Source organism: Pseudomonas sp. GW821-FHT03E01 (assembly GCF_059420765.1).
In genome coordinates this window covers 123,300-144,576 of the sequence record NZ_JBWKUI010000001.1, presented here as the reverse complement: position 1 = coordinate 144,576, position 21,277 = coordinate 123,300, and the positions used below count along the sequence as shown (strand labels likewise).

The 21,277-nt window shown below is 58.1% G+C and carries 21 protein-coding genes, 1 tRNA gene and 2 pseudogenes; 9 read left to right on the top strand and 15 right to left on the bottom strand.

Translation table 11 applies throughout. The features are described from left to right. Window positions 1-460: 460 nt before the first annotated feature. The 3 genes from msuE (AC07VO_RS00755) to AC07VO_RS00745 are packed head-to-tail and all read left to right on the top strand — an operon-like array spanning window position 461 to window position 3,334. Window positions 461-1,024, top strand: coding sequence for an FMN reductase (gene msuE / locus AC07VO_RS00755; RefSeq protein WP_192350385.1), 564 nt, complete (start codon window positions 461-463; stop codon window positions 1,022-1,024). Window positions 1,025-1,034: 10 nt separating this feature from the next. After that, the gene (locus AC07VO_RS00750; RefSeq protein WP_018929028.1) at window positions 1,035-2,222 is read left to right on the top strand and encodes an acyl-CoA dehydrogenase family protein; all 1,188 of its coding nucleotides are present in this window, start codon (window positions 1,035-1,037) and stop codon (window positions 2,220-2,222) included. Between the two features lie 8 nt (window positions 2,223-2,230). Beyond that, window positions 2,231-3,334 (top strand): sigma-54 interaction domain-containing protein, encoded by a 1,104-nt coding sequence (locus tag AC07VO_RS00745; RefSeq protein ID WP_018929027.1) that lies wholly within the window; start codon window positions 2,231-2,233, stop codon window positions 3,332-3,334. Window positions 3,335-3,344: 10 nt separating this feature from the next. Here the strand turns inward: AC07VO_RS00745 and AC07VO_RS00740 are convergent, their stop codons facing one another. From AC07VO_RS00740 to msuE (AC07VO_RS00705), 8 genes are all read right to left on the bottom strand, one after another. Beyond that, window positions 3,345-4,115: an ABC transporter ATP-binding protein gene (locus AC07VO_RS00740; RefSeq protein WP_192350384.1), complete on the bottom strand. Its 771-nt coding sequence runs from the start codon at window positions 4,113-4,115 to the stop codon at window positions 3,345-3,347. A 148-nt stretch (window positions 4,116-4,263) separates the two neighbouring features. After that, window positions 4,264-5,589 (bottom strand): ABC transporter substrate-binding protein, encoded by a 1,326-nt coding sequence (locus AC07VO_RS00735; RefSeq protein WP_018929025.1) that lies wholly within the window; start codon window positions 5,587-5,589, stop codon window positions 4,264-4,266. Window positions 5,590-5,669: 80 nt separating this feature from the next. Beyond that, window positions 5,670-6,737: a branched-chain amino acid ABC transporter permease gene (locus AC07VO_RS00730; RefSeq protein WP_064617655.1), complete on the bottom strand. Its 1,068-nt coding sequence runs from the start codon at window positions 6,735-6,737 to the stop codon at window positions 5,670-5,672. Window positions 6,738-6,748: 11 nt separating this feature from the next. Further along, a complete protein-coding gene (locus AC07VO_RS00725) occupies window positions 6,749-7,630 on the bottom strand; it encodes a branched-chain amino acid ABC transporter permease (protein WP_064617653.1) in 882 nt (293 codons plus the stop codon). 76 nt (window positions 7,631-7,706) lie between these two features. Beyond that, window positions 7,707-8,498, bottom strand: a complete 792-nt coding sequence (locus tag AC07VO_RS00720; protein WP_018929022.1) for an ABC transporter ATP-binding protein — start codon at window positions 8,496-8,498, stop codon at window positions 7,707-7,709. A 14-nt stretch (window positions 8,499-8,512) separates the two neighbouring features. Next, window positions 8,513-9,667 (bottom strand): AMP-binding protein, encoded by a 1,155-nt coding sequence (locus tag AC07VO_RS00715; RefSeq protein WP_192350382.1) that lies wholly within the window; start codon window positions 9,665-9,667, stop codon window positions 8,513-8,515. Between the two features lie 15 nt (window positions 9,668-9,682). Next, a complete protein-coding gene (sfnG, locus tag AC07VO_RS00710; RefSeq protein ID WP_018929020.1) occupies window positions 9,683-10,783 on the bottom strand; it encodes a dimethylsulfone monooxygenase SfnG in 1,101 nt (366 codons plus the stop codon). Window positions 10,784-10,829: 46 nt separating this feature from the next. Next, window positions 10,830-11,393 carry an FMN reductase gene (gene msuE / locus AC07VO_RS00705; RefSeq protein WP_018929019.1) on the bottom strand — a complete coding sequence of 188 codons (564 nt, stop codon included), beginning with the start codon at window positions 11,391-11,393 and terminating at the stop codon, window positions 10,830-10,832. A 392-nt stretch (window positions 11,394-11,785) separates the two neighbouring features. Here msuE (AC07VO_RS00705) and AC07VO_RS00700 point away from each other — a divergent pair, with 392 nt between their 5' ends. Continuing rightward, complete coding sequence (locus AC07VO_RS00700) at window positions 11,786-13,024, top strand: acyl-CoA dehydrogenase family protein (protein WP_018929018.1); 1,239 nt, start codon at window positions 11,786-11,788, stop codon at window positions 13,022-13,024. Window positions 13,025-13,127: 103 nt separating this feature from the next. Here the strand turns inward: AC07VO_RS00700 and AC07VO_RS00695 are convergent, their stop codons facing one another. Both AC07VO_RS00695 and AC07VO_RS00690 read right to left on the bottom strand, forming a co-directional pair. Continuing rightward, entirely contained in the window at window positions 13,128-13,361 is a 234-nt protein-coding gene (locus AC07VO_RS00695) for an NIL domain-containing protein (RefSeq protein WP_225609182.1), read from the bottom strand. A gap of 104 nt (window positions 13,362-13,465) precedes the next feature. Beyond that, window positions 13,466-15,592: a TonB-dependent siderophore receptor gene (locus AC07VO_RS00690; RefSeq protein WP_192350379.1), complete on the bottom strand. Its 2,127-nt coding sequence runs from the start codon at window positions 15,590-15,592 to the stop codon at window positions 13,466-13,468. A 215-nt stretch (window positions 15,593-15,807) separates the two neighbouring features. Here AC07VO_RS00690 and AC07VO_RS00685 point away from each other — a divergent pair, with 215 nt between their 5' ends. Continuing rightward, window positions 15,808-16,032, top strand: coding sequence for a site-specific integrase (locus AC07VO_RS00685; protein ID WP_225609181.1), 225 nt, complete (start codon window positions 15,808-15,810; stop codon window positions 16,030-16,032). On the opposite strand, the gene AC07VO_RS00680 is transcribed toward AC07VO_RS00685, so the two are convergent. Together AC07VO_RS00680 and AC07VO_RS00675 are read right to left on the bottom strand one after the other, a co-directional pair. Next, window positions 16,016-16,243 (bottom strand): RHS repeat domain-containing protein, encoded by a 228-nt coding sequence (locus tag AC07VO_RS00680; RefSeq protein ID WP_237229612.1) that lies wholly within the window; start codon window positions 16,241-16,243, stop codon window positions 16,016-16,018. The genes AC07VO_RS00685 and AC07VO_RS00680 overlap by 17 nt on opposite strands. Then, a pseudogene (locus tag AC07VO_RS00675) lies at window positions 16,238-16,321 on the bottom strand (terminase small subunit); the annotation flags it as partial. The pseudogene AC07VO_RS00675 and the gene AC07VO_RS00680, both read right to left, overlap by 6 nt. Window positions 16,322-16,635: 314 nt before the next feature. Here AC07VO_RS00675 and AC07VO_RS00670 point away from each other — a divergent pair. After that, a complete protein-coding gene (locus tag AC07VO_RS00670) occupies window positions 16,636-17,157 on the top strand; it encodes a GNAT family N-acetyltransferase (RefSeq protein ID WP_192350377.1) in 522 nt (173 codons plus the stop codon). 183 nt (window positions 17,158-17,340) lie between these two features. Continuing rightward, window positions 17,341-17,916 (top strand): annotated as a pseudogene (locus AC07VO_RS00665) (tyrosine-type recombinase/integrase); the annotation flags it as partial. 82 nt (window positions 17,917-17,998) lie between these two features. Here the strand turns inward: AC07VO_RS00665 and AC07VO_RS00660 are convergent. Then, window positions 17,999-18,085 (bottom strand) — tRNA-Leu (locus AC07VO_RS00660). Window positions 18,086-18,538: 453 nt separating this feature from the next. Between AC07VO_RS00660 and AC07VO_RS00655 the strand changes: the two genes are divergently transcribed. Together AC07VO_RS00655 and AC07VO_RS00650 are read left to right on the top strand one after the other, a co-directional pair. Next, entirely contained in the window at window positions 18,539-18,883 is a 345-nt protein-coding gene (locus AC07VO_RS00655; RefSeq protein ID WP_495007462.1) for a hypothetical protein, read from the top strand. 321 nt (window positions 18,884-19,204) lie between these two features. Continuing rightward, the gene (locus AC07VO_RS00650; protein ID WP_495007461.1) at window positions 19,205-20,107 is read left to right on the top strand and encodes a S1 family peptidase; all 903 of its coding nucleotides are present in this window, start codon (window positions 19,205-19,207) and stop codon (window positions 20,105-20,107) included. A gap of 76 nt (window positions 20,108-20,183) precedes the next feature. Here AC07VO_RS00650 and AC07VO_RS00645 read toward each other — a convergent pair whose 3' ends face one another. Next, entirely contained in the window at window positions 20,184-20,357 is a 174-nt protein-coding gene (locus AC07VO_RS00645) for a hypothetical protein (RefSeq protein WP_495007460.1), read from the bottom strand. A 43-nt stretch (window positions 20,358-20,400) separates the two neighbouring features. Next, on the bottom strand, window positions 20,401-21,198 hold the full coding sequence (locus tag AC07VO_RS00640) for a hypothetical protein (RefSeq protein ID WP_495007459.1): 798 nt from the start codon (window positions 21,196-21,198) through the stop codon (window positions 20,401-20,403). Between the last annotated feature and the right edge of the window lie 79 nt (window positions 21,199-21,277).

The window sequence follows — 21,277 nt, the reverse complement described above, 5'->3', positions numbered from 1 at the left end:
CAGCGTACACAACCACCTGAGCGGCGACGGTGGAAGGTGAATGCCGTGCGCTTTGGTCCACCCACTGTTGCCCACCCAACAGCGATGTTGAACCGCTATTGTCTGAGCAACACTTGGCCGATCCGAGAAGCATTACCCACTGATTTCGGCCGGCTAAAGCCAGCCAAAAGCTGCTCCCCTGGCGCTGACAGCCCGACAAAGTCTTAAGCTAATAACCAAAAAGTATTTATTAGATGTTTTTTAGATCACTTACATTCAATTCATGGATGCCACAGTGTTGCCCGACAAACAGCAGCGCCATTGCTGCTCACGCAACAGTCGCTCAACAGTTAGCTGCCCAGACAACAGCAGTCGAGACCAAGCAACAGACTAACTTATTGTTTTTCATAGCTCTTTTAACCATGGAACAACTCTTGCTCTGATGGCTGCACATCCCGCAACTCGAACAGGAACAGACCCCATGAGCACTCCACTTAAAGTCGTCGCCGTTTCCGGTGGAACCTATCGTCCGTCGCGCACCCTGGTACTGGTCCAAGCCATCGTTGCTGAGCTGAGCCAGTACCTGCCAATCGAAAGCCGCATCATCGAGCTGGGTGACATTGTCCGCCCGCTGGGCAGCGCCATATCCCGTCGGGAGCTGCCGGAAACTGTTGAGTACGAGTTGAATGCGATTGAGTCGGCGGACCTGTTGGTGGTGGCCGCACCGGTCTACCGTGGTGCCTACCCGGGCCAGTTCAAGCACCTGTTCGACCTGATTGGCCAGGACGCATTGATCGATACCCCGGTGTTGCTGGCCGCCACCGGTGGCAGCGACCGGCATGCGCTGGTAATCGATCACCAGTTGCGCCCGCTGTTCAGCTTCTTCCAGTCGGTGACCCTACCCCTGGGCGTGTATGCCTCGGAGGCCGATTTCACGAATTACAAGATCAGCAGCGAAGCGCTGAAAACACGCATCCGCCTGGCAGTCGAACGGGCCGCTCCGCTGTTCACCGCCAATGCCGCCGACCTGCGGAAAACAGCCTGAGGAACAGCCTGTGACCGCTATCCATACATCCAAACTTGAAACCCCGCTGCAGATCGCTCGGACGCTCGCCGCCGAGTTTTCCCGAACCGCCGCCGAACGCGACCATCTGGGCGGCACGCCGAAAGCCGAGCGCGACGAGTTGCGCCGTAGCGGTCTGCTGGCGATGAAAATTGACCAGCAATACGGTGGCCTTGGCGCCAGCTGGAGCGACACCCTTGAAGTGGTGCGCGAATTCGCCAGGATCGACAGCTCGATCGCCCACGTGTTCGGCTTCCAGCACTTGATGCTGGCCACGGTGCGGCTGTTTTCCCGGCCCGAACAGTGGCAGCCCTGGTTCGAACAGACCGCGCGCAACAACTGGTTCTGGGGTAATGCCCTTAACCCGCTGGACACCCGCACCCTGTCGAAAAAGTTTGCCGGCTATCGCGAGTTTTCCGGGCGCAAGAGTTTCTGCTCCGGCTCCGCCGATTCGGAAATGCTGATTGCCTCGGCGCTGGATGAATCCACCAGCGGCAAGCTGTTGATCGCCGCCATTCCCAGCCACCGCACCGGCATCACCTTGCACGGCGACTGGGACAACATCGGCCAACGGCAGACCGACAGCGGCAGCGCCACCTTCGAACGGGTGCGCGTGGAAGAGAATGAGCTGCTGCTCGATCCCGGCCCGCTGAGCACGCCCTTTGCCTGCCTGCGCCCGCTGATCGCCCAACTGACCTTCGTCAATATCTTCCTCGGCATTGCCGAGGGCGCGTTCGAAGAGGCCCGCGATTACACCCTCAAGGAAACGCGCCCCTGGTTCAAGGCCAACGTCAGCCAGGCCAATCAGGACCCCTATGTCCTGCGCCATTACGGCGAATTCTGGGTCGGGCTGGAAAGCGTGCGCCTGCTCACTGAACGAGCCAACGCCCTGCTCGACCAAGCCTGGAGCAAGGAGCACCAGCTCGCCGCCGAGGAACGTGGCCAACTGGCCCTGGCCATTGCCACCGCCAAGGTCGCCGCCACCCGCACCGGCCTGGACCTGACCAGCAGCCTGTTTGAAGTGACCGGCGCCCGCGCCACCCATGCCGCGCTGCGCCTTGATCGTCACTGGCGCAACCTGCGCACCCAGACCCTGCACGACCCCGTGGACTACAAGCTCCATGAACTGGGTGACTGGGCGCTCAACACGGCGCTGCCCACTCCGTCCTTTTACTCATAGGCCCGACCATGCAACTACTCACGCTGCCGCCCTCACCAGCCTTGGCCACCTCCATACGCGCCACCGCGCAAGTCTTCGAAGACCCGAAATCACAGGCGCTGCTGGCGCACCTGCAACAGGTTGCGCCCAGTGATGCCAGCGTGTTGATCATCGGCGAAACCGGGACCGGCAAGGAGCTGGTGGCCCGTCACCTGCACAACCTCAGCGCTCGTCGCAACAAACCGTTTATCGCGGTCAACTGCGGCGCGTTTTCCGAAAGTTTGGTGGAGGCCGAACTGTTCGGCCACGAAAAAGGCGCCTTCACCGGCGCCCTGAGCGCCAAAGCCGGCTGGTTCGAGGAAGCCAACGGCGGCACGCTGTTCCTCGACGAAATCGGCGACTTGCCGATGCCAATCCAGGTCAAGTTGCTGCGGGTGCTGCAGGAGCGTGAAGTGGTTCGCCTGGGTTCACGCAAAAGCATCCCAATCGATGTACGGGTGCTGGCTGCGACCAACGTGCAGCTGGAAAAAGCCATCAACGCCGGGCACTTTCGCGAAGACCTCTATTACCGGCTAAACGTGGTCAGCCTGGAACTCAGCCCGCTGCGCGAGCGACCGGGCGACATCCTGCCGCTGATCCGCCACTTCATCGCCGAGTACAGTCGTCGGCTGGGCTATGGCGAAGTGGTGCTGGATACCGAAGCCGAACAGAAGCTGGTGAATTACTCATGGCCGGGCAATATTCGCGAGCTGGAAAACGTCATTCACCACACCTTACTGATCTGCCGTAACAATCTGATCCGCGTCCAGGACTTGCACCTGTCCAACCTGCGTATCGAACGCCTGGACGCCAGCAATACCGTCCAGGACGACAGTGCCGACGCCCTGTTGCAGCAAGCCTTCAAGAAGCTGTTCGAGGAAGAAAGCGGCGCCCTCCACGAGCGGGTCGAGGAAGCGCTGTTGCGCGCGGCCTATCGCTTCTGCCACTACAACCAGGTGCACACCGCCAGCTTGCTGGGGCTGAGTCGCAACATCACCCGCGCGATGCTGATCAAGGTCGGTGAACTGGTGGTGAACAAACGCCGCCCGGTACAGGACGCCCAGACGGTCAAAGTGGTCAACCTGTCGATCTGACTGGTGGCGGTCAAGCAGCAGCTCCTTTACCCGCTGTCCCGCCCCCCAGGTAGAAGTCCTGAATATCACTGCGCGCGGCCAACTGCCCGGTCGTGCCTTCGCTGACAACCCGGCCGCTTTCCAGCACGTAGCCGTACTGGGCGTAACGCAGGGCCAGGTTGATGTTCTGCTCGGCAATCAGGAAGCTCACGCCGTTGCGCTGATTGAGCTGCTGGATGATCTCGAAGATCTCCTCGACGATCTGCGGTGCCAGGCCCATCGAAGGTTCGTCCAGCAATACCAGCTGCGGCCGGGCCATCAGCGCCCGCCCGAGCGCAACCATCTGCTGTTCACCGCCGGAGGTGTAGCCGGCCAGGCTTTTGCGCCGCAGCTTGAGGCGCGGAAACTGGCTGTAGATACGCTCAAGATCGGCCTTCAGTTGCCCGCGGGACACCTGACGCGCAAAGGCACCCGTCAGCAAGTTTTCTTCCACTGTCAGTTGGGCAAAGCAATGCCGGCCTTCCAGTACCTGCACCAGGCCACTGGCCACCAGGCTATGGGGCGTGCTACGGGTGACATCCTCGCCTCGATAGAGGATCCGCCCCTGCACTACCTCGCCCCGCTCGGCGCGCACCAGATTGGAGGCGGCCTTCAAGGTGGTGCTCTTGCCGGCACCGTTGGCCCCCAGCAACACCACGATCTGCCCTTGCGGCACCGCCAGCGATACCCCGCACACCGCGAGGATGGCCTGTTCGTACAGGACTTCAATCGCGTCGATCCGCAAGATCGGTACTTGATTCATACGCCTATCCCCATGCTGTTCAATTAATAAAAGCTTGAAACAAGTGACGTGTGGCGAGTGACTTGCTCCCTCGCCACGGGATGTGTATTGAGCAGACATTGCCTTAACGGAAAAGCATTGGGGACGCCTCCCCGACCCGATTCACATCTCAGCTGTCCTGGCTGCAATCGCGCGGTGTGATGCCTTTTTCCTTGGCGTACTGGTGCGACGAGGCTTCGATGATCGGCCTGAGCAAGGCACGGTCGGCCTGCACCCAGTCACTGATCAGTTTCCACTGGCTGCCATCCCACTGCTGGAAGCGCACTGCACCGCCTCCTTCATGGTCCGAGCACGACAGCTGCAATGGTTGCACCAAGCCCAGTGCACCCAGCTCCTTGAGGCGGGCATCGTCCAGTTTGAGGTGCTCGAAGCCCCAGCGCACCTGCTCGCCGGTGAGCGGTTGCTTGCCGAATTTCTCCTGGGCAATGCGCACCGCTTCGACATTGAGAATGCCGTTCACCACACCGAGGTTGTAATACACGGTGCCGAAGCGTTTCGGATCGGCCAGGTCACCATTGCCCCTGGCCACCACCTGCTGCTGGATGCCTTGCAGGACCGGGAAATCGGTGCCCGTGGGGTGCGTGGTGATCGCGATAAAGCCTTTGGCGGCGGCACCGGCCGGTGCGGCATCGTCCTCGGAGTTACTCCAGATGTTGCCGATGATGTGATCCGCCGGGAAGCCGACTTTCTGCGCGGTTTTCAACGCCACCGGGTTCATCACGCCCCAGCCTCGCAGAATCACCCAGTCGGGTTTTTCCCGGCGAATGTTGAGCCATTGCGACTGCTGTTCGTTACCCGGATGGGGCACTTCCAGCAGGGTCAGCTTGAACCCGTACTTGTCGGCCAGGGTCTGCAACACCTCATTGGTTTCCTTGCCGTAGGGCGAGCCATGATACAGGGTGACTATCTTCTTGCCCTTGAGCTGGTCCAGCCCCCCGGCCTGCTGGCCGATGTAGTTGATGATCGCCGAGACTTCGGAGTACGGGTTCAGCTGCAACGGGAAGACATAGGGGAAAACGCTGCCGTCAGTGGAGTCGGTGCGGCCGTGGTTGATGGTGATCAGCGGCAGTTTGTCCGCGGTCGAGCGCTCCAGGGTGGCATAGGCGATTCCCACCGACAGCGGGTTAGTGGCGGCAGCCGGCGCACCATTGAGACCTTTTTTCAGACGCTCGTAGCACTCCACGCCCTTCTCGACCACGTATTCGGTTTCGCACTCGCTCCAGGTCAGCTTGACGCCGTTGACCCCGCCATTGGCATTGACGTACTTGAGGTAGTCGATAAAACCACCAAAAAACCCGGTACCACCGGCGGCATAAGGACCGACCCGATAGCTCTGCAGCGGGAAGTACTGTTCGTTATCCGCCTGCGCAGTCAATGTGGCAACGCTCAGGCTGACGGCCAGGGCGAGGCTACTGAGTAGAGATCGTTTCAACATCGGTATTTTCCTTATCAATGATTCAATCGCACGTTTGCCGCAGGAGGATCGAAGCGCAGTCCATGCCTGCGCCGGTTTGCTCAGTAGCGCAGGGGCCACAACCGAGCGCGCTCGCGGAACTTCTGCCAGAGGCGCGCCAGGCCCTCCGGCTCCTTGACCAGGAACACAATGATCAGGGCGCCAAATGCCATCTTCTGCAGGTTTTCTATCTGCCCGGCATCGATCAGCCCCGCCGGCAACAAGGCCACCAGGTTCGACAGCAGCACCGGAAACAGCACAATGAACGCCGCGCCCAGGAAGTTGCCGAGGATGCTGCCCAGGCCACCGATAATGATGATGAACAGGATCTGGAAGGACCGATTCAGATCGAAACCGTGGGGCTCCACGGTGCCCAGGTAAGTGAAGGCCCACAGCGCTCCGGCCACCCCGAGAAAGAAGCCGCTGATCGCAAACGCCAGCAGCTTGGTCTTGAGCAACGCAATGCCCATCACTGCAGCGGCCGTGTCCATGTCACGCACGGCCATCCAGTTGCGTCCCAGTTCACTGCGCACCAGGTTCTTGCCCAGCCAGAACAACGCCACCACCACCCCCAACGTCAGCAGATAACGGCCCACCGGTGAGTTCAAATCCACCCCGAGTATCTCCAGGCGCGGTGCACTGATCACCCCCGAGGCGCTGTTATTGGAGAACCAGCTGAAGCGGGTCAGCGCCCAGGTCACAAAGAACTGTGCCGCCAGGGTCGACACCAGCAGATAGAAGCCCTTGATCCGCAGGCTCGGCAGGCCGAACAGCACCGCCACCAGCGCTGCCACTCCCCCGCCCAGGGCCATGCTGAGCAATAACGGCGAGCCCGGCACCCGCAGTTCAACGTTGTAAGTGGCAAAGGCGCCCACAGCCATGAAGGCCGCCGAGCCCAGCGACAACTGCCCGGCATAGCCGGTCAGCAGGTTCAGCCCCAGCCCGGCCAGTGATAGCACCAGAAACGGAATCAGAATGGCGCTGAACCAATAGTCGTTACCCAGATACGGCACACCTACAAAGGCCAACAGCAGCAAGGCAACCAAGCCGTAACGGTCCTGCCGCAGGCGAAACACCCGGCGGTCCTGGGCATAGCGAGTACTGAACTGACCAGCTTCCTGATAAAACATCACGCCTCTCCTTAAACCCGCTCGATCGCGCGGTCACCAAATAGCCCGGCCGGCCGCACCAGCAGGAACAGCAACGCCAGCACATAGGGAAACCAGTTCTCGATACCGCCGCCGATGACGGGGCCCAGGTACACCTCGGCCAGCTTCTCCGAGGCGCCGACGATCAAGCCGCCGACAATCGCCCCACTGATCGAGGTAAAACCGCCGATGATCAGCACCGGCAATGCCTTGAGTACCACCAGCGACAGCGAAAACTGCACCCCCAGCCGCGCGCCCCAGAGCAGGCCGGCCACCAGACCGACAAACCCGGCCACCGCCCACACCAGCACCCACACCCGTTGGAGGCGGATGCCCATGGCCAACGCCGCCAGCGGGTCATCGGCCACGGCACGCAACGACAAACCGATACGGGTCTTGTTGAACAGCAGCGACAGCGCCAACACCAGCAGCGCAGCGGTCACGGCGGCAAAAATGTCGAACTGCGACAACAGCATGCCGCCCAGTTCCAGTGGCTCGTCACTGATGCCCAGTTCCAGGCCATGCACCTGGGCGCCCCACAGCGCCTGGGCGCCCCCTTCGATCACGTAGGACAAGCCGAGGGTGGCCATGAACAAGGTGATTGGCGAGCGGTTGACCAGCGGACGCAATACCACCCGCTCCACCGCCAACGCCAGCAGCACCATCGCCGCCAGGCTAATGACAAACGCCAGCCAGAACGGCACGCCGCGTTCCAACAGGCTGACAAAGGTCAGCGCCGAAAACAGTACCATCGCCCCTTGGGCGAAGTTGAAGACGCCGGAGGCCTTGTAGATCAGGACAAAACCGATGGCCACCAGGGCGTACATCACCCCGGCCAGCAGCCCACCGATCAACACCTCTAAGAAAAATTCCATGGGCCTTCCTGTTTTGCGGGCAAAGGGTTCCTGGCCACCAGGCGGCTGGCGGCTGGCGGCGCTATCGACCCAGGGGTTAGTGGCGCGTGCCGAGGTAGGCGGCGATCACCTCGGGGTTTTGTCGCACTTCTTCGGGTGGGCCGTCGCCGATCTTGCGGCCGTAGTCGAGCACCACCACGTGATCGCAAATGCCCATGACCACGCCGATGTCGTGCTCGATCAACACCACCGTAGTGCCCAACTCACGGTTGATGTCGACGATGAAGCGGCTCATCTGCTGCTTCTCTTCGGCGTTCATCCCGGCCATCGGTTCGTCCAGCAACAGCAAACGCGGTTCGGCGGCCAGGGCACGGGCGAGTTCCACCCGTTTCTGCAAGCCATAGGGCAGCTTGCCGACAAGGGTGTCGCGCCAGGGCTGGATGTGCAGAAAGTCGATTATCCGCTCGGCGGCCTCACGTTGGCGGTCGTCCTCGCCAGCGGCGCGGCCGATGCGCAGAGCCTGCTCGATCCAGCTGCTGCGACGCTTGAGGGTGCGTCCGGTGAGCACGTTGTCGAGCACACTCATGCCTTTGAACAAGGCGATGTTCTGAAAGGTGCGGGCAATGCCGCGCACCGCCGCATCATGCGGGCTCATGCGCCGGCGCCCTTCTCCGGCAAAGCGGATGCGCCCCTGCTGGGCCTGGTACACGCCGTTGATCACATTCAGCAGTGAGCTTTTACCCGCGCCATTGGGGCCGATCAAGGCGCAAATCTCGCCGGCGGCCACGGCAAAGCTGATGTCGGTCACCGCCTTGACGCCCTTGAACGACAAGCCAATATTTTCCAGCTCCAGCAGATGTTCAACCTTTGTCGCCTGTGTCTGTGCCATGAGTCATGTCCTTGTCAGGCCGGTTGCGTGCTGTCTTCGATCCAGCCGTTGACCAACGGGGCTGGCCAGCGCGCGGGCCGGTGCCACTGTGCCGGGTCAGGCCAGGTGCGTACTTCAATCGCCAAGGCCTGGAAAAACGCCTGGGTGTGTGGCGCCAGCGCCTCGCCCACCACCAACGGCGCGCGGGTGCGGGAAAAGCCGAGGATGTCGCGCAACGGCCGGCGGATCAGCCAGTAACCCAGATGCCGTTGCAGCGCACCGGGGTGTGCCACCAGCGCCCAGTCCACCAGACGCCGACGCCAGCTGCCTGGCTCCGGCAAGCGGGCCAGGACCTGGGCATGCAGGCGCTCGTAGGTTTCCCGGGTGCCGGCCACCAGCGTCGGGCCCAACTCGCGACGGTCCTGGTCGCGAGTCGCCAGGTTCTCCGGAAAATTCAGTCGAAAGCCGGCAATCAACCAAGGCGCCAGCAAGTAACGCGCTTGACTACCCGCGGCAAACGCTCGCGCCGCCAGGGCTTCTTCCTGCCGCCCCAGCTGCTCGCTGTGCACCAGGCGCCGGCCTTCCTTTAGCAACTCGGCGTGGCTAATGCGCTGCTGCTCGATGCGCTGCCCCGCACCCAAACGGTAGAAGGTAAAAGCTGTGCGCTCGGCTCGGGCCTGGGGTTCCAGCCGGTGATCGCTGCCCAGCAGCAGTTGTGCGAACGCCAGGGTGTCACCGGTCTGACTCACCTCAGCCGTGCCGCGGCCGTCGGCGTAAATCAGCAGCCTGGGCGCCAGTCCGGCGGCGCGCAGGCGCTGAATCTCCTCATGGCCTTCGGCGAACACCCATTCACTGTGCAGCTCACGCAACAGCGGCACCTGTGCAGCCGCAGCCTCCAGCGGATCCAACAGCGCGGCCACCCCGCCCAACCACTGTGCCGCCAGTACAGCAATCAACGCCTCCGGCCGCGGGCGGCTGACAATCACCAAGCTCGCGCCAGGCACAAAACCACGCACCTGCAAGGCCATTGCCAGGTGTTCAACCTCAGCGGCCAGTTGGCACCAGGTTCGCACCTGCCACACCCCCAGGCGCTTATGTCGCAGGGCAATGCCCGTCCCTTGCTGACGTGCCTGCTGTTGCAGCCACTGCGGCAAGGTGTCGGGTTGCGTGTTATCAGTGAATGTCGCCATGACCTTTCCCGTCCTTTAGGCGAGCGCCGCAGCCTTGGCCGCGACCGCCTCGCGCTCCAGCTCACGCACCAACGGCAACACCTTGCGGCCGAAGTACTCCACTTCTTCATGAAAGTGCAGGAAGCCAGTGAGCACCAGGTCCACGCCCACCGCCTTGAGGGCGACGATGCGTTCGGCAATCTGCTGCGGCGTACCGATCAGGTTGGTCTTGAAGCCATCGTTGTACTGCACCAGGTCTTCGAAGGTGGACTTGGCCCAGTTGCCTTCGCCTTCAGGGCTGGAGGCGCCGGCGTTCTTCGCCTCGCTGCCGAAACCATTGACGGCCTCCGGATCGGCCTTGGCGATAATTTCCTGCAATACCGCTCGGGCTTCAGCCTCGGTTTTGCGGGCAATGACAAAGGCGTTCACCCCAACTTTCACTGAGTGGCCATTGATCGCGGCCTTGGCCCGAATGTCGTCGACCTGGGCCTTGATGCCTTCGACGCTGTTGCCGTTGGTGAAGTACCAATCGGAAACCCGCGAAGCCATGTCCCGCGCCGCGCGCGAGCTGCCACCCTGGAAGATTTCCGGGTGCGGTTGCTGCAGTGGCTTGGGTTTGAGGGTGTAGTCATGGAAGCGGTAGAAATCGCCATGAAAACTGAAGTTGTCCTGGGTCCAAATGCCCTTGAGCGCCTGGATGAATTCTTCCGAGCGACGATAGCGCTCATCGTGGTCCAGCCACGGCTCGCCAATGGCCCGGAACTCGCCCTTGAACCAGCCCGACACGATATTCACCGCGACCCGACCGTTGGTGAACTGGTCGATGGTTGCCAGCTGTTTGGCCGCCAGCACCGGACTCCAGGGCCCAGGCAGGATGGCGGCGATCACCTTGAGCTTCTCGGTGGCGGCCAACAGCGCGTGGCTTATGGTCACCGACTCGTGCTGGTTTTCGGCGCCATAACCGGCGGTAAAGCGGATCTGTGACAAGGCGTATTCAAAGCCGGCCTTTTCGGCGATTTGCGCCAGCTTGCGGTTGTAATCGATGTCCCAGCTGGTGCGCTGTTCGATCTTGCTGACCACAAGGCCACCGCTGACGTTGGGAACCCAATAGGCAAACTTGATGTTGTCCTGGCTCATTGTACGTACTCCATTGACTCGTTGAAATGAGGGTTGACCCGGGACGTCAGGCAGCGCTGGCATCCCGGTGAACTTTCGGATTGAGGCTCAGGACCGCCGACTCGACAGCGCGCTCGATGCGTTCGAGCAACTGGGGGCTGGTGATCTGGTAGTCGGTGAAATCGGCTTCGGCGGCATACACACCGATGGGCAAGCTCAGGGCCTGGAAGAAACCAAACAGCGGGCGCAACTGGTGATCAATGATCAGGGCGTGGCGGTCCGAGCCACCGGTGGCGGCCAGTAACACCGGCACGTTGTTCAACGCCTGGTGATGGACGAAATCGAACAGGTGCTTGAACAGTCCGGTGTACGAGGCGCGGTACACCGGGCTGGCAGCAATCAGCAGGTCGGCCGTTTCAATGGCCTGCAGATCGGCCTCTACCGCAGCGGGCAAGTCTTCACGGCACAGCACCCCGGCAAACTGCGGGCCGACCTCGGACAACTCGATGAGGTGCAGCGCGATCGGCAGCTGTTGCGCAAGACCGGCGACCAGAGCCTTGAGCAGCACCAGGGTGCGCGTAGGCCGCTGCACGCTCCCGGATACCGCGACCACTTTCAGTGTGTTGCTCATTGCCCGTCCTCATGGTGGCAGAGGCCACCGCGGCACCTGCACAAGGACTAGAGCAGCAACCGTGCCATCTCTATAATTCAATAAAAATCAATAAGTTATACGGTTTTTCGCAAAACGCCGCAGTGTCGTCCACCGGGCAGGCTGTTGATCAACTGTTGCGCTCACAACAGCTGCCTCTCTGCCCATGCCATGCAGCGCGCCCAGGCCGCTGTTGCCGGGCAGTCAGCGCTTCAGCAAGTTGCCCGGCAGACGACAGCAACCACCCTGGCGAACAGCCCTGCGCGCCCGATTAAACGGCTTTTGCAGTGCCAGGCACGACCTGTGCACTGGCAGTAGTACGCAACAGATCGACTGCACTGTTGCTTCTCTTGCCTTCCATAAGGAGCTGCACCATGACTGTCCAGCAACAGCACCTGCCACACCCCCTCTCCAGCGGTACCGACTACCAGGCCCTGGCCGAGCGCTTCCGGCCGATCTTTGCACGCATCGCCGCCGGCGCACTGGAGCGCGAGCAAACTCGCAGCCTGCCCTTTGAACAAGTGAAGTGGCTGAAGGAAGCCGGCTTTGGCGCCGTGCGCGTGCCGGTGCAGTACGGTGGCGCCGGCGCTTCCCTGCCCCAGTTGTTTGAGTTGCTGATCGAACTGGCCGAAGCCGATTCCAATCTGCCGCAGGCGTTGCGCGGTCACTTTGCCTTTGTCGAAGACCGCCTCAACGCCCATGCCGATGCGCCCCAGGACACCTGGTTCAAGCGTTTTGTCGACGGCGATCTGGTGGGCAACGCCTGGACCGAAGTCGGCAGCATCAAGATCGGCCAGGTTGGCACCCGTGTCTCGCGCCTGGGTGAACAATGGGTGGTCAACGGCACCAAGTACTACAGCACCGGCAGTATCTTCGCCGACTGGATCGACCTCTATGCCCAGCGCGATGACAACGGCGCCGATGTGATTGCCGCCGTTCGCGTGCAGCAACCGGGTATTGTGCAGAGCGACGACTGGGATGGCTTTGGTCAGCGCACCACCGGCAGCGGCACCTCGGTATTCGAGAACGCCGTGGTGGAGCCCGAAAACCTGCTGGACTTCACCACCCGCTTCAAATACCAGACGGCCTTCTATCAACTGGTGCTGTTGGCGGTCCAGACCGGTGCCGGCCGTGCCGCGGTGCGCGACATCACGGAAGAAGTACGCAAGCGCACGCGCATCTTCAGCACCGGCAACGCCAGCCACGTCAGCCAGGATGTCCAGGTGCAGCAAGTGGTGGGCAAGGCTTCAGCGCAGGTCTATGCCGCACACGCCACCACCCTGCGCGCCGCGGCTGCCTTGCAGGTGGCCTACGAAAGCCGCTTCGCCCATAACGACGAAGCCGAACGCGATGCCAACATCGCCGCCGAACTGGAATCCGCCCAGGCCCAAGTGGTGATCGCCGACCTGGTGCTACGCGCCACCAGCGACCTGTTCAACGCCCTCAGCGCCTCGGCCACCAGCACCGGCAAAGCCCTCGATCGTCACTGGCGCAACGCTCGCACCGCGGCCTCGCACAACCCGCTGATCTACAAGGAACGCATCATCGGCGACTGGGAAATCAACGGCACCGAACCGCCCTACGTCTGGCAGATCGGTGGAGGATCGAAGTAAGTCGACATCACGCGGGTGCCAGATACCCCGGCACCTGATCGGCCAGCGACGAAGCACGGGCCAGCAACGCGCCTGGCCCCTGGCTCGTCGCTACGCCCAGGAGTCAACGTCCCTGGGCGCGGCTCTGGATACGCTCGATACCGCCATGCAGCAAGCTGACCTGCCCACCCAGTGCCTGGGCGATGCCCAGCAGATCGGTCGCCACGGCCGGTGACACCTCGTGTTGCGGGTCACCAAAAATCTGCCACACCTCGCCCTGCTCCACGATTCGCCCACGGTCCAGCACCAGGCACGAGCGACCTGAGATAAGCTGACGGCTGACCTGTCTGTAGCTCAAATCTGCAACTGTCGCCTTTGCAGGATCCACAGACTCTACTGCTGACGCACATCGCCTCACTTCCAGCGTTATCGCGCTTGCTCAGTGTGCACCAGCAGAACGCACTACAACGTGTAGGAAATACCGACTTGCACGGTTCGTGGCGCACCCGGATAAGCGTAAACATTGCCGAACGCGCCTTCTTCATAATCGCGATCAAACAGGTTTTTCACGTCAAGATTGAGCCGCACCTTGTCATTGATCTTGTAGAAGCCAAGCAAGTCGACAACGGTGTAGCTGCCCATCGAAAACGCAGTGTTGGCGGTTTGTCCGGCGCGCTCGTCGACGTACTTGAATCCGGTGCCCAAGCCCAATCCCTTGAGGGTGCCGTCCTGGAACTCGTACATATTCAGCAGGCTGAAGCTGTTTTTCGGGATGTTCAGCAGCCGCGTGCCAGAGCGCAGTACGTTGTCTTTGGTCACTTCGGCATCGACATAGGCGTAGCCGCCAATCACGCGCCATTCGGGAGTGAGGTTGCCGGCAACGTTGATATCGAAACCACGGCTTCGCACTTCACCGGCAGCAACGCTGAAGGTGGAATCGACGGGGTCGGTGGTCAGCACGTTACGCTTCTCGATCTGATAGATCGCCGCATCGACACTCAACCGCTGATCCAGTGCTTCCCACTTGATACCCATTTCGTACGACTTGCCCTTCTCCGGCGCAAACCCTCCCCCGAGGCGGCTAGCGCCGGTGTTGGGCTTGAACGAGCGCGCGGTGTCGGCATAAACCGCTAATGTCTCGGTCAAATCGTAGGTCACGCCGATGCGCGGAGTTACTGCGTTGTCACTCGCCTGCCAACTCTTGCCGCCCGGGACAAAGGTTTCGTAGTCATGTTCGAAGCGTTCGAAACGCGCCCCTGCCAGCACCTTCAGTTTGTCGGTCAGTGCCAATTGATCCTGCACAAACGCGGCATAAGTTTTGAGGTTTTCCTTGTCGTGGGTCGGCGTGCGAGTCAGTGCTGGACGCGACTGGCCGTACACCGGATCGAAGATGTCGATCGGATACGCATCGACAGCACCGCTGGAGCGTTGAATGATCGACTTGTAGTCATAATCTTCGTACTCGATACCGGTGAGCAACGTGTGCTGCAAACCAGCGGTATCGAAATGGCCGGTCAGATTGAGCTGGGTATCCTTGTCGGTCCACTCCAGCTTGCGATAGTTGAAGTTGCGCCCCAAGGTGCGGCCGTCAGCGGCAATACCGTTGGCCTCGACTGCGTTGCCCTTGAGCGAACCATCGAGCCACTGGAAGCCACCACCCAGCGTCCAGTCGTCATTGAGCATGTGCTCGAAACGCAGCTGCGCCATGTTGTTGTCGTTATGCAGTTTGCCAGCGTCTTTTTCGCCGAAAAAACTGTCGCGAGAGGCGGTACCTGTCTGCCTCGGGTAACGTGTAACGCCTCGATCCAAAGGTGCGTTGTTACGCATGAAGTCGCCTTCGAAAATCAGCTTGGTCGCGTCGGTTGCCTGCCACGTGAGCACCGGCGTGATACCGTAGCGCTCGGTTTCGACGTGATCGCGGAAGGTGTCGCCGCCCTCGCCCACTACGTTCAGTCGATAGGCCAGGCGCCCTTCTTCGTCGAGCGGGCCGGAGGCATCCAGCGTGCCACGCTTCATGCCCTGATCGTTCAGTTGACTGCCCAAGGTGACGGTGCGCTCGGGCAACGGCTGTTTGGAAACCACGTTGAACGTGCCGCCAGGATCACCCCGACCGTAGAGCATGGTTGCCGGACCGCGTAGCACTTCGAGTCGCTCGATAGTGTTGGCATCCGGCATGTTCGGATAGCCGCGGTTGATCGGAAAACCGTTGCGATAAAACTCGCCAGTGGTAAAGCCACGAACGGTAAACGTGGTCAGACCCTGTCCACCAAAATTGTTCGCCCGCCCCACGCCCCCAGCGTAGTCCAACGCGTCCTGCAAACGGGTGGCTCCCAGATCCTCGACCGCATCTTTCGAGACCACACTGATCGATTGCGGGGTTTCGTGGATCGACGTGTCGGTGCGTGTGGCGCTGGCCGAGCGCGTAGCCAGATAACCCTGCACCGGGCCGTCCGCCCTTTCGTAATTCGCAGTACCGATAACATCGGTTGCGTCCAGCTCAAGCGTTGAGGGTGACACCTCCGTTTGTTCAGCCCATGAGGTAGACGACAATGCTTGCAGCACACAAATGGAAAGCAGGGTTCGACGCATGAAGAGAAAAACCTTTACGAATAGGCCAATGCAGGGAGTGAAACCGCCAAAAACTGCGGCGCATGCTATACAAAACCATTCGTAATTAACACTGATTCCCATTAACAAAAACGATCTTCGATAAAGTCATCACTTCATTCAAGCAATGGCCATTGCAGCATCATCCGCGCCACGGCCGAGATCATCCAGCGCTGCCGACCTTGGCGGTGTAGCCGATGACGCCGAGCATGCTCCGGAAGTGGTTTGATAATGCCCCGAAGTTTGCCGGCATTCCCAAGGCTGATTTTCAAATGCGCGTACGGACGAAGGCCGCGACGGATAAGGAAGAATCGACACGCAACATTCGTGCTGCACGCGATCAACTTGGGCACACCACCGTAGGCATGACAGAGAAGTACATTCGAATGCGTAAAGGGATGAAAGTCATGCCCACAAAATGACCAGTGGTAGCGAATTGCGGAGCAGAGATAGATTTTTGCGGTGGTACTCGATGCTCTGCCCCGCCGCGTCGGTAAAACAGATCATCAGGCCGCGCTCGTCGTATTCCCAAGCACTGGTTTTGCCGGAGCAGTCGGTATATTTCACGAGTTGGCCAGCGTCGTTGTATTCGAGCTCTTTCTCGTTGCCGTTTGCATCCTTAATAACGATCACCAACCTGCCGTTCGTCTTCAACCAGGTGATGGTGCTCGGCGACCTGCCGATCCGTGCCGCGAAGGCGCTCTTGTACAGGTAGTCGAATACGCTTAGGAGCTCTCCTTTTCAGCGGCTTCTCAATGAATCCTTTCAAGATTTCAGTGATTGAAATTTCAGTAAGCTGGCAGGCCTTCCACTAACAAGATCCCGCGGGTTTCCGACCCCGTGTCCTTTGCAAGTCCCCAGGGGCCCCGCCGGTTTTCTGCCTGGCCGGCTACCGAAGTCGGACAGGTCTGACAGTTCAAGCAGTGACATAGGAGGGCGTGGCCTGTTCATGGGCTACCTAATACTTGAAATACTGGCGCGTTGTAGGTATTGGTCGAGATCAACTCAACGCAAGGAGCGAGACAGTGATCAAAATTCGAGAGGCGACCATTGAGGATATCCACACACTTAGTGATATCGGTATAGAGACGTATCGAGACCACTTCTCCGACATATGGACCCCCTCAGGTATGCAGCATTTCTTGAGTGAAGACTTTTCAGTCCTGGCGCTTCAGGAATCGATAGGGGCACCCGCACGTCACTGTTGGCTCATAGCACTCGATGAAGACGACAGAGCGGTAGGGTTCTCAAAGGTTAACTGGTCGAAGCCGATGCCTATTTCCGGCAAGGCCGGTGCGGAGCTCCAAAAAATTTACTTCCTCAAGACCCAAGCAGCCAAAGGCTACGGGAAACAGCTTCTGCAATTCATCCGTCAACTGGCCGAAGATCGTAAAGAGCATTTCATTTGGCTCGACGTACTCAAAACCAACGCCAGTGCGAGGCGTTTCTACGAGGGCTTCGGCTTCGAAGTACTAGGTGAGATCCCATTTAGCACCGACAAGACCGAGATCGGAATGGTTGTGATGTGCTGCGACATTTCCCGGTAGGCACGCTCGATCGACTCCCAGTTGCTTGGTTGTCATATTTCGTTACCTGTTAAGCCTAAAGCAGGGATTGAACTAGCGGCGTGTTGCCGATATTGGTGTTGACCCAACTCAAAGCAAGGAAAGCAACATGTCAGACTTCTCTAAGTACACTTTAAACGCGTCGTAGTATCAGAATGAGGATCCAGCCCTCTAGAAACGATCGAACCTCTGCACGTTCGCCAGTACCTAACCTGGCGCAAATCAGCGCCGGTCCGAGCGAACCGTGAAAAGCCCCTCCTCAGGGCGATCTGGAACTACGCGCGGGACAAAGGCTACACATCGCTGGCCAATCCTTGTGCCGGCATCAAGGGCAATAAAGAAACTGGACAAGACACGTACGCCGAGGGGCAAATTTGGATTCTGCAGGGGAAAACAAAGGCGAAGCGCCGGATTGAAGTCACTGGCGAGCTGAAGTTTTGATTGATCGAATCATGCCCCGAAAGTCAGAAGGTCCGCTCGACACGGCTGATCGTTACAGAGGATGGCACACCAATGACGGTGGCGATGTTACGGAGAAGGTTTGATTTGACCAGAGAAGCGGCCGGCGTCCAGAAATCTGAATTTCAGATGCGGGATTTACGCGCCAAAGCAGGTACAGATAAAGCCGAATCCATCGGTGACATCTTACAGGCGAGAGATCAACTTGGGCATACGACGGTGGTGATGACGGAGCAATACATCCGTCATCGCCTTGGCAAGAAAGTCACTCCTACCAAGTGAATTGCGGAGCAACTCCAAAATAGCGGACCAGAAACAAACAAGGGTTTGCATTAGCTTTCGCCCGCAAACCCTTGATTTTAGATGGTGCCCGAAGCCGGAATCGAACCGGCACGCCCTTACGAGCGGGGGATTTTAAGTCCCATGCGTCTACCAGTTTCGCCATTCGGGCGGTAGCGCGGTAAGCAGTCTGAAGACTGTCCAAATAACGATCTGGCAGTTCTGACGCTTGTGCAGCAGAGGGGGAAATATATACATCCCGCCCCGGTGAAGCAAGTTCGCAAATCCCCTTTTCAAGACTAAATCTTGCAGGACTGCGAAAATAAAAAAGCTCCGTAGATCATGGATCTACGGAGCTCGTTTAAAGTGGAGGCCGAAGTCGGAATCGAACCGGCGTAGGTGGATTTGCAATCCATCCACAAAACAAGCTAGATCAATAGGTTAGCATCAAAAGCGTTCCGCAAGCCACTGATTTTTAAGGCTCTGTAACCCACACAACACAAGGGGCACCTCCGTGGATGCGGAACTGTTCCATTCCCGATTTTCTGCAGTTCGTCGCGCCAACCTCGACCCACCTTGATGCTTGAATTACTGTATATATAAACAGCTATAGCAGGTACCAAACGTGGACCCCCTTGAAATCGAAGACACCTCCGACTGGTGGGGATGCCCAACCGAGCTTGAAACGTGCACTCACTATTTGCGCATGCTGGAAAACGAAGTCCAAGAATTGAATCAGCAGCTGCGAAAGGCTAGGGAAAACATCTTTGGCCTGGTGCAGATGTATACCGAAGCCTCAGCGCAGCGTGACGAAGCAATGAGAAATCTTCGGGAAAGGGCCGGAGAATTGGCAGTTGCTCGTAAGCAATTGTACGATCTCGACGTATCGGCAAGAGGCCACAAGCGCGAAGCCGACCGGCTTCGCGGGATGCTTGATGGCCTCATAGATCACCCCAAAACGATCGTCTAAACAGCTTGAGGACTCAGCTAACATCACGATGCGATCTTAACGGCGCTTCAGTGTTGGACAAAGCGTAGCAAAATCAAGGCTTTCAGGCGCACCAGATCGCCCGAAAAAGCTTAGATTGGTATCAACATTGGTATCAGCGGTTACTCCCTTTCTATCTTCCGCCATGCCAAAGAGCTCAAACAAAACCAGCTCAAGATCCTGGAGATCCTGGGCGGTTAAAAAATGTCAGACAACTTAAAGCACATTCATCCAAGCTGCACTACATTTCACGCCAACACATTCAACCTTCACTCAATACCATGTATCAAGAGGAACAGCTAAATGCTCGCCAAATGGAAGCGCGCGGTAATCCATCTAGAATGCGCCACAGATAGTGTCGACCCTTTAGATCGTATAAATAAAATCGGAGCACTACAGGCCCAACTAATCAAAGGAGAAATCACTTGGGAGCAGTTTTGCGCTGAAGATATTGCTCAAGGCATGAAAGATATCCGATACCACGGAACCGGCATTTTCATCCGCCATGTCGACCGCTACTACATCCTTACGGCGCGCCACGTTATTGAGGACGAAATTTCAGAAAAACGAGAACAAGCTGAAAATTTGATATTCAACAGAATATTTCGCGTCCCATCTTTCGATGAAGTTCTAGCCAACAAACCTTATCCTGAATTTTTAAATGGCCTGCGCGCCGGATCATCTGCTCTATGTCCGTACATTTTTTCCAAGCCGGAGCATGATATAGCCGTGATTTCGCTCAATCAACGCCATGCTGATTTTGCGAAGGGTTTACTAGAATCAGGGTTCGAGCCAATAGAGCTTGAGGACATTGCGGACGAACCAGAATCCGATACACAAGAGGTTTTCACCATCGGATTCCCAAGCTCTACAGCACTACTCGGACAAATCAAAGAATCCAGCCTCTCTGACGCCTGGTCATCTAATGCATTTTCTCTACCTGTAGCATCTTACGGCAGAATATCAATGCTTCACGAGGCACTCCCATTTTTCTGGGCGGACATGAGTATCTATCCAGGCAACAGCGGAGGACCAGTGATAGCGAATAACAAGCTGGTTGGCATTGTTAGCGCCCAAGCGGTCATCCCAATTGACTCAGCTCCAAGCTTAACAGTGAGAATCCCGTTCGCAAAAATCACTAAAACAAAAATAGTCAAAGAGCTAATTGAACACCAAGAGCGAAAAGATAAAGCTCTAGGAGATTAACCTCCTTAATATCTATACTCACCCAACACACAAGACCTGTTGTCTTGCTCTATTCCGCATTACCGAAATACATTAATCACAGGCACGCCAAATTCACTACAACTAATTGTTTCTCATATACCTGCCGCTGGCGGATCTCCGCCAGCATTGCCCGGACCTTCGTTTCCAGCTTGTCGGACTTCTTGAGACTAGCAGTGGCGAAGGCCGGCACCTTGACCGGCACCACCTTGCACGGAACCGGTACAGCCATCTCCGGCCGCACTCACGCCCTTAGTTTTCTCGATAGCATCTTGCTAAAATTCATTAGTAAACTGCTCAACAATAGAGCTGACCCCATCGCAGATCCCTCTGAGATAGAGTGCCACCGGAGCACCTACGACCGAACCGCACGTATCGAAAACCACGACAGGAACAAATTCAGCCTCCGCCATTATGTGGGGCATAGGCTCTTGAAAAGTTATAGAAAAAACTACCTCTCCTTTAGGCGAAATCGTTTTTGGTCCCGGCGGGCTCAAATTAACGATAGAGACTTTCTTTTCCAGTTGCTCTAAAGACGCTGCCGGATCCGATCCAATATTAAGGTTAGCTCCGATTCGCGCAGCCGCATTAACAATCACAAGCAATCGATGCTTGTCCGCATTATCATATTCCGCAACCACACTTAGAATAGCGTCATCCGGCGTTGGATTATGGAATGGCTGCAACATTCTAATTAGATCTTTTGCCGACGACGAAATTCCATTTAGTTGCTTTTTACTAACCGCGACATCAAATCCATTTTCCGTTGTGCAAATAGGGAATTGATTAGACCTACTGGGAGTATTACCATTTGATACAACGAGCGCGCTTACCAGGTGATCAAGGCTAGAACGCATATGATGCACAGCCTCTCCCGCTAGCACGGAAAAACGAAGAGGCGCTAGTGTTTCTCCCGAAGCTAAGAAAACGTACTCTGCGCCACGGTGCTCACGCGTAATTTTAAAGGGTTGAGGAATTTGTGACTCAAAGGCGGATATATCTCTAGCTAAAGACTCGATAGTTTCCCTAGCCCGTTCAAGCTTAGCTCTACATCCATCTAGCGGATGAACCATAATTTTCATTCCCCTTAAAATACTTAACGATTCTGCAAGCCATTTAACCAAGTCAACAGAAGAAAAACAACTAAATCAA

Excerpts from the sequence above, each read along its gene's own strand:
- msuE (WP_018929019.1), bottom strand. The coding sequence starts at position 11,393 with ATGAGCAACACACTGAAAGTGGTCGCGGTATCCGGGAGCGTGCAGCGG.
- AC07VO_RS00740 (WP_192350384.1), bottom strand. The coding sequence starts at position 4,115 with ATGAATCAAGTACCGATCTTGCGGATCGACGCGATTGAAGTCCTGTAC.
- AC07VO_RS00645 (WP_495007460.1), bottom strand. The coding sequence starts at position 20,357 with ATGGCTGTACCGGTTCCGTGCAAGGTGGTGCCGGTCAAGGTGCCGGCC.
- AC07VO_RS00700 (WP_018929018.1), top strand. The coding sequence starts at position 11,786 with ATGACTGTCCAGCAACAGCACCTGCCACACCCCCTCTCCAGCGGTACC.
- AC07VO_RS00730 (WP_064617655.1), bottom strand. The coding sequence starts at position 6,737 with ATGTTTTATCAGGAAGCTGGTCAGTTCAGTACTCGCTATGCCCAGGAC.
- AC07VO_RS00640 (WP_495007459.1), bottom strand. The coding sequence starts at position 21,198 with ATGGTTCATCCGCTAGATGGATGTAGAGCTAAGCTTGAACGGGCTAGG.
- sfnG (WP_018929020.1), bottom strand. The coding sequence starts at position 10,783 with ATGAGCCAGGACAACATCAAGTTTGCCTATTGGGTTCCCAACGTCAGC.
- msuE (WP_192350385.1), top strand. The coding sequence starts at position 461 with ATGAGCACTCCACTTAAAGTCGTCGCCGTTTCCGGTGGAACCTATCGT.
- AC07VO_RS00715 (WP_192350382.1), bottom strand. The coding sequence starts at position 9,667 with ATGGCGACATTCACTGATAACACGCAACCCGACACCTTGCCGCAGTGG.
- AC07VO_RS00650 (WP_495007461.1), top strand. The coding sequence starts at position 19,205 with ATGCTCGCCAAATGGAAGCGCGCGGTAATCCATCTAGAATGCGCCACA.
- AC07VO_RS00745 (WP_018929027.1), top strand. The coding sequence starts at position 2,231 with ATGCAACTACTCACGCTGCCGCCCTCACCAGCCTTGGCCACCTCCATA.
- AC07VO_RS00685 (WP_225609181.1), top strand. The coding sequence starts at position 15,808 with ATGACGCCGAGCATGCTCCGGAAGTGGTTTGATAATGCCCCGAAGTTT.
- AC07VO_RS00720 (WP_018929022.1), bottom strand. The coding sequence starts at position 8,498 with ATGGCACAGACACAGGCGACAAAGGTTGAACATCTGCTGGAGCTGGAA.
- AC07VO_RS00725 (WP_064617653.1), bottom strand. The coding sequence starts at position 7,630 with ATGGAATTTTTCTTAGAGGTGTTGATCGGTGGGCTGCTGGCCGGGGTG.
- AC07VO_RS00735 (WP_018929025.1), bottom strand. The coding sequence starts at position 5,589 with ATGTTGAAACGATCTCTACTCAGTAGCCTCGCCCTGGCCGTCAGCCTG.
- AC07VO_RS00690 (WP_192350379.1), bottom strand. The coding sequence starts at position 15,592 with ATGCGTCGAACCCTGCTTTCCATTTGTGTGCTGCAAGCATTGTCGTCT.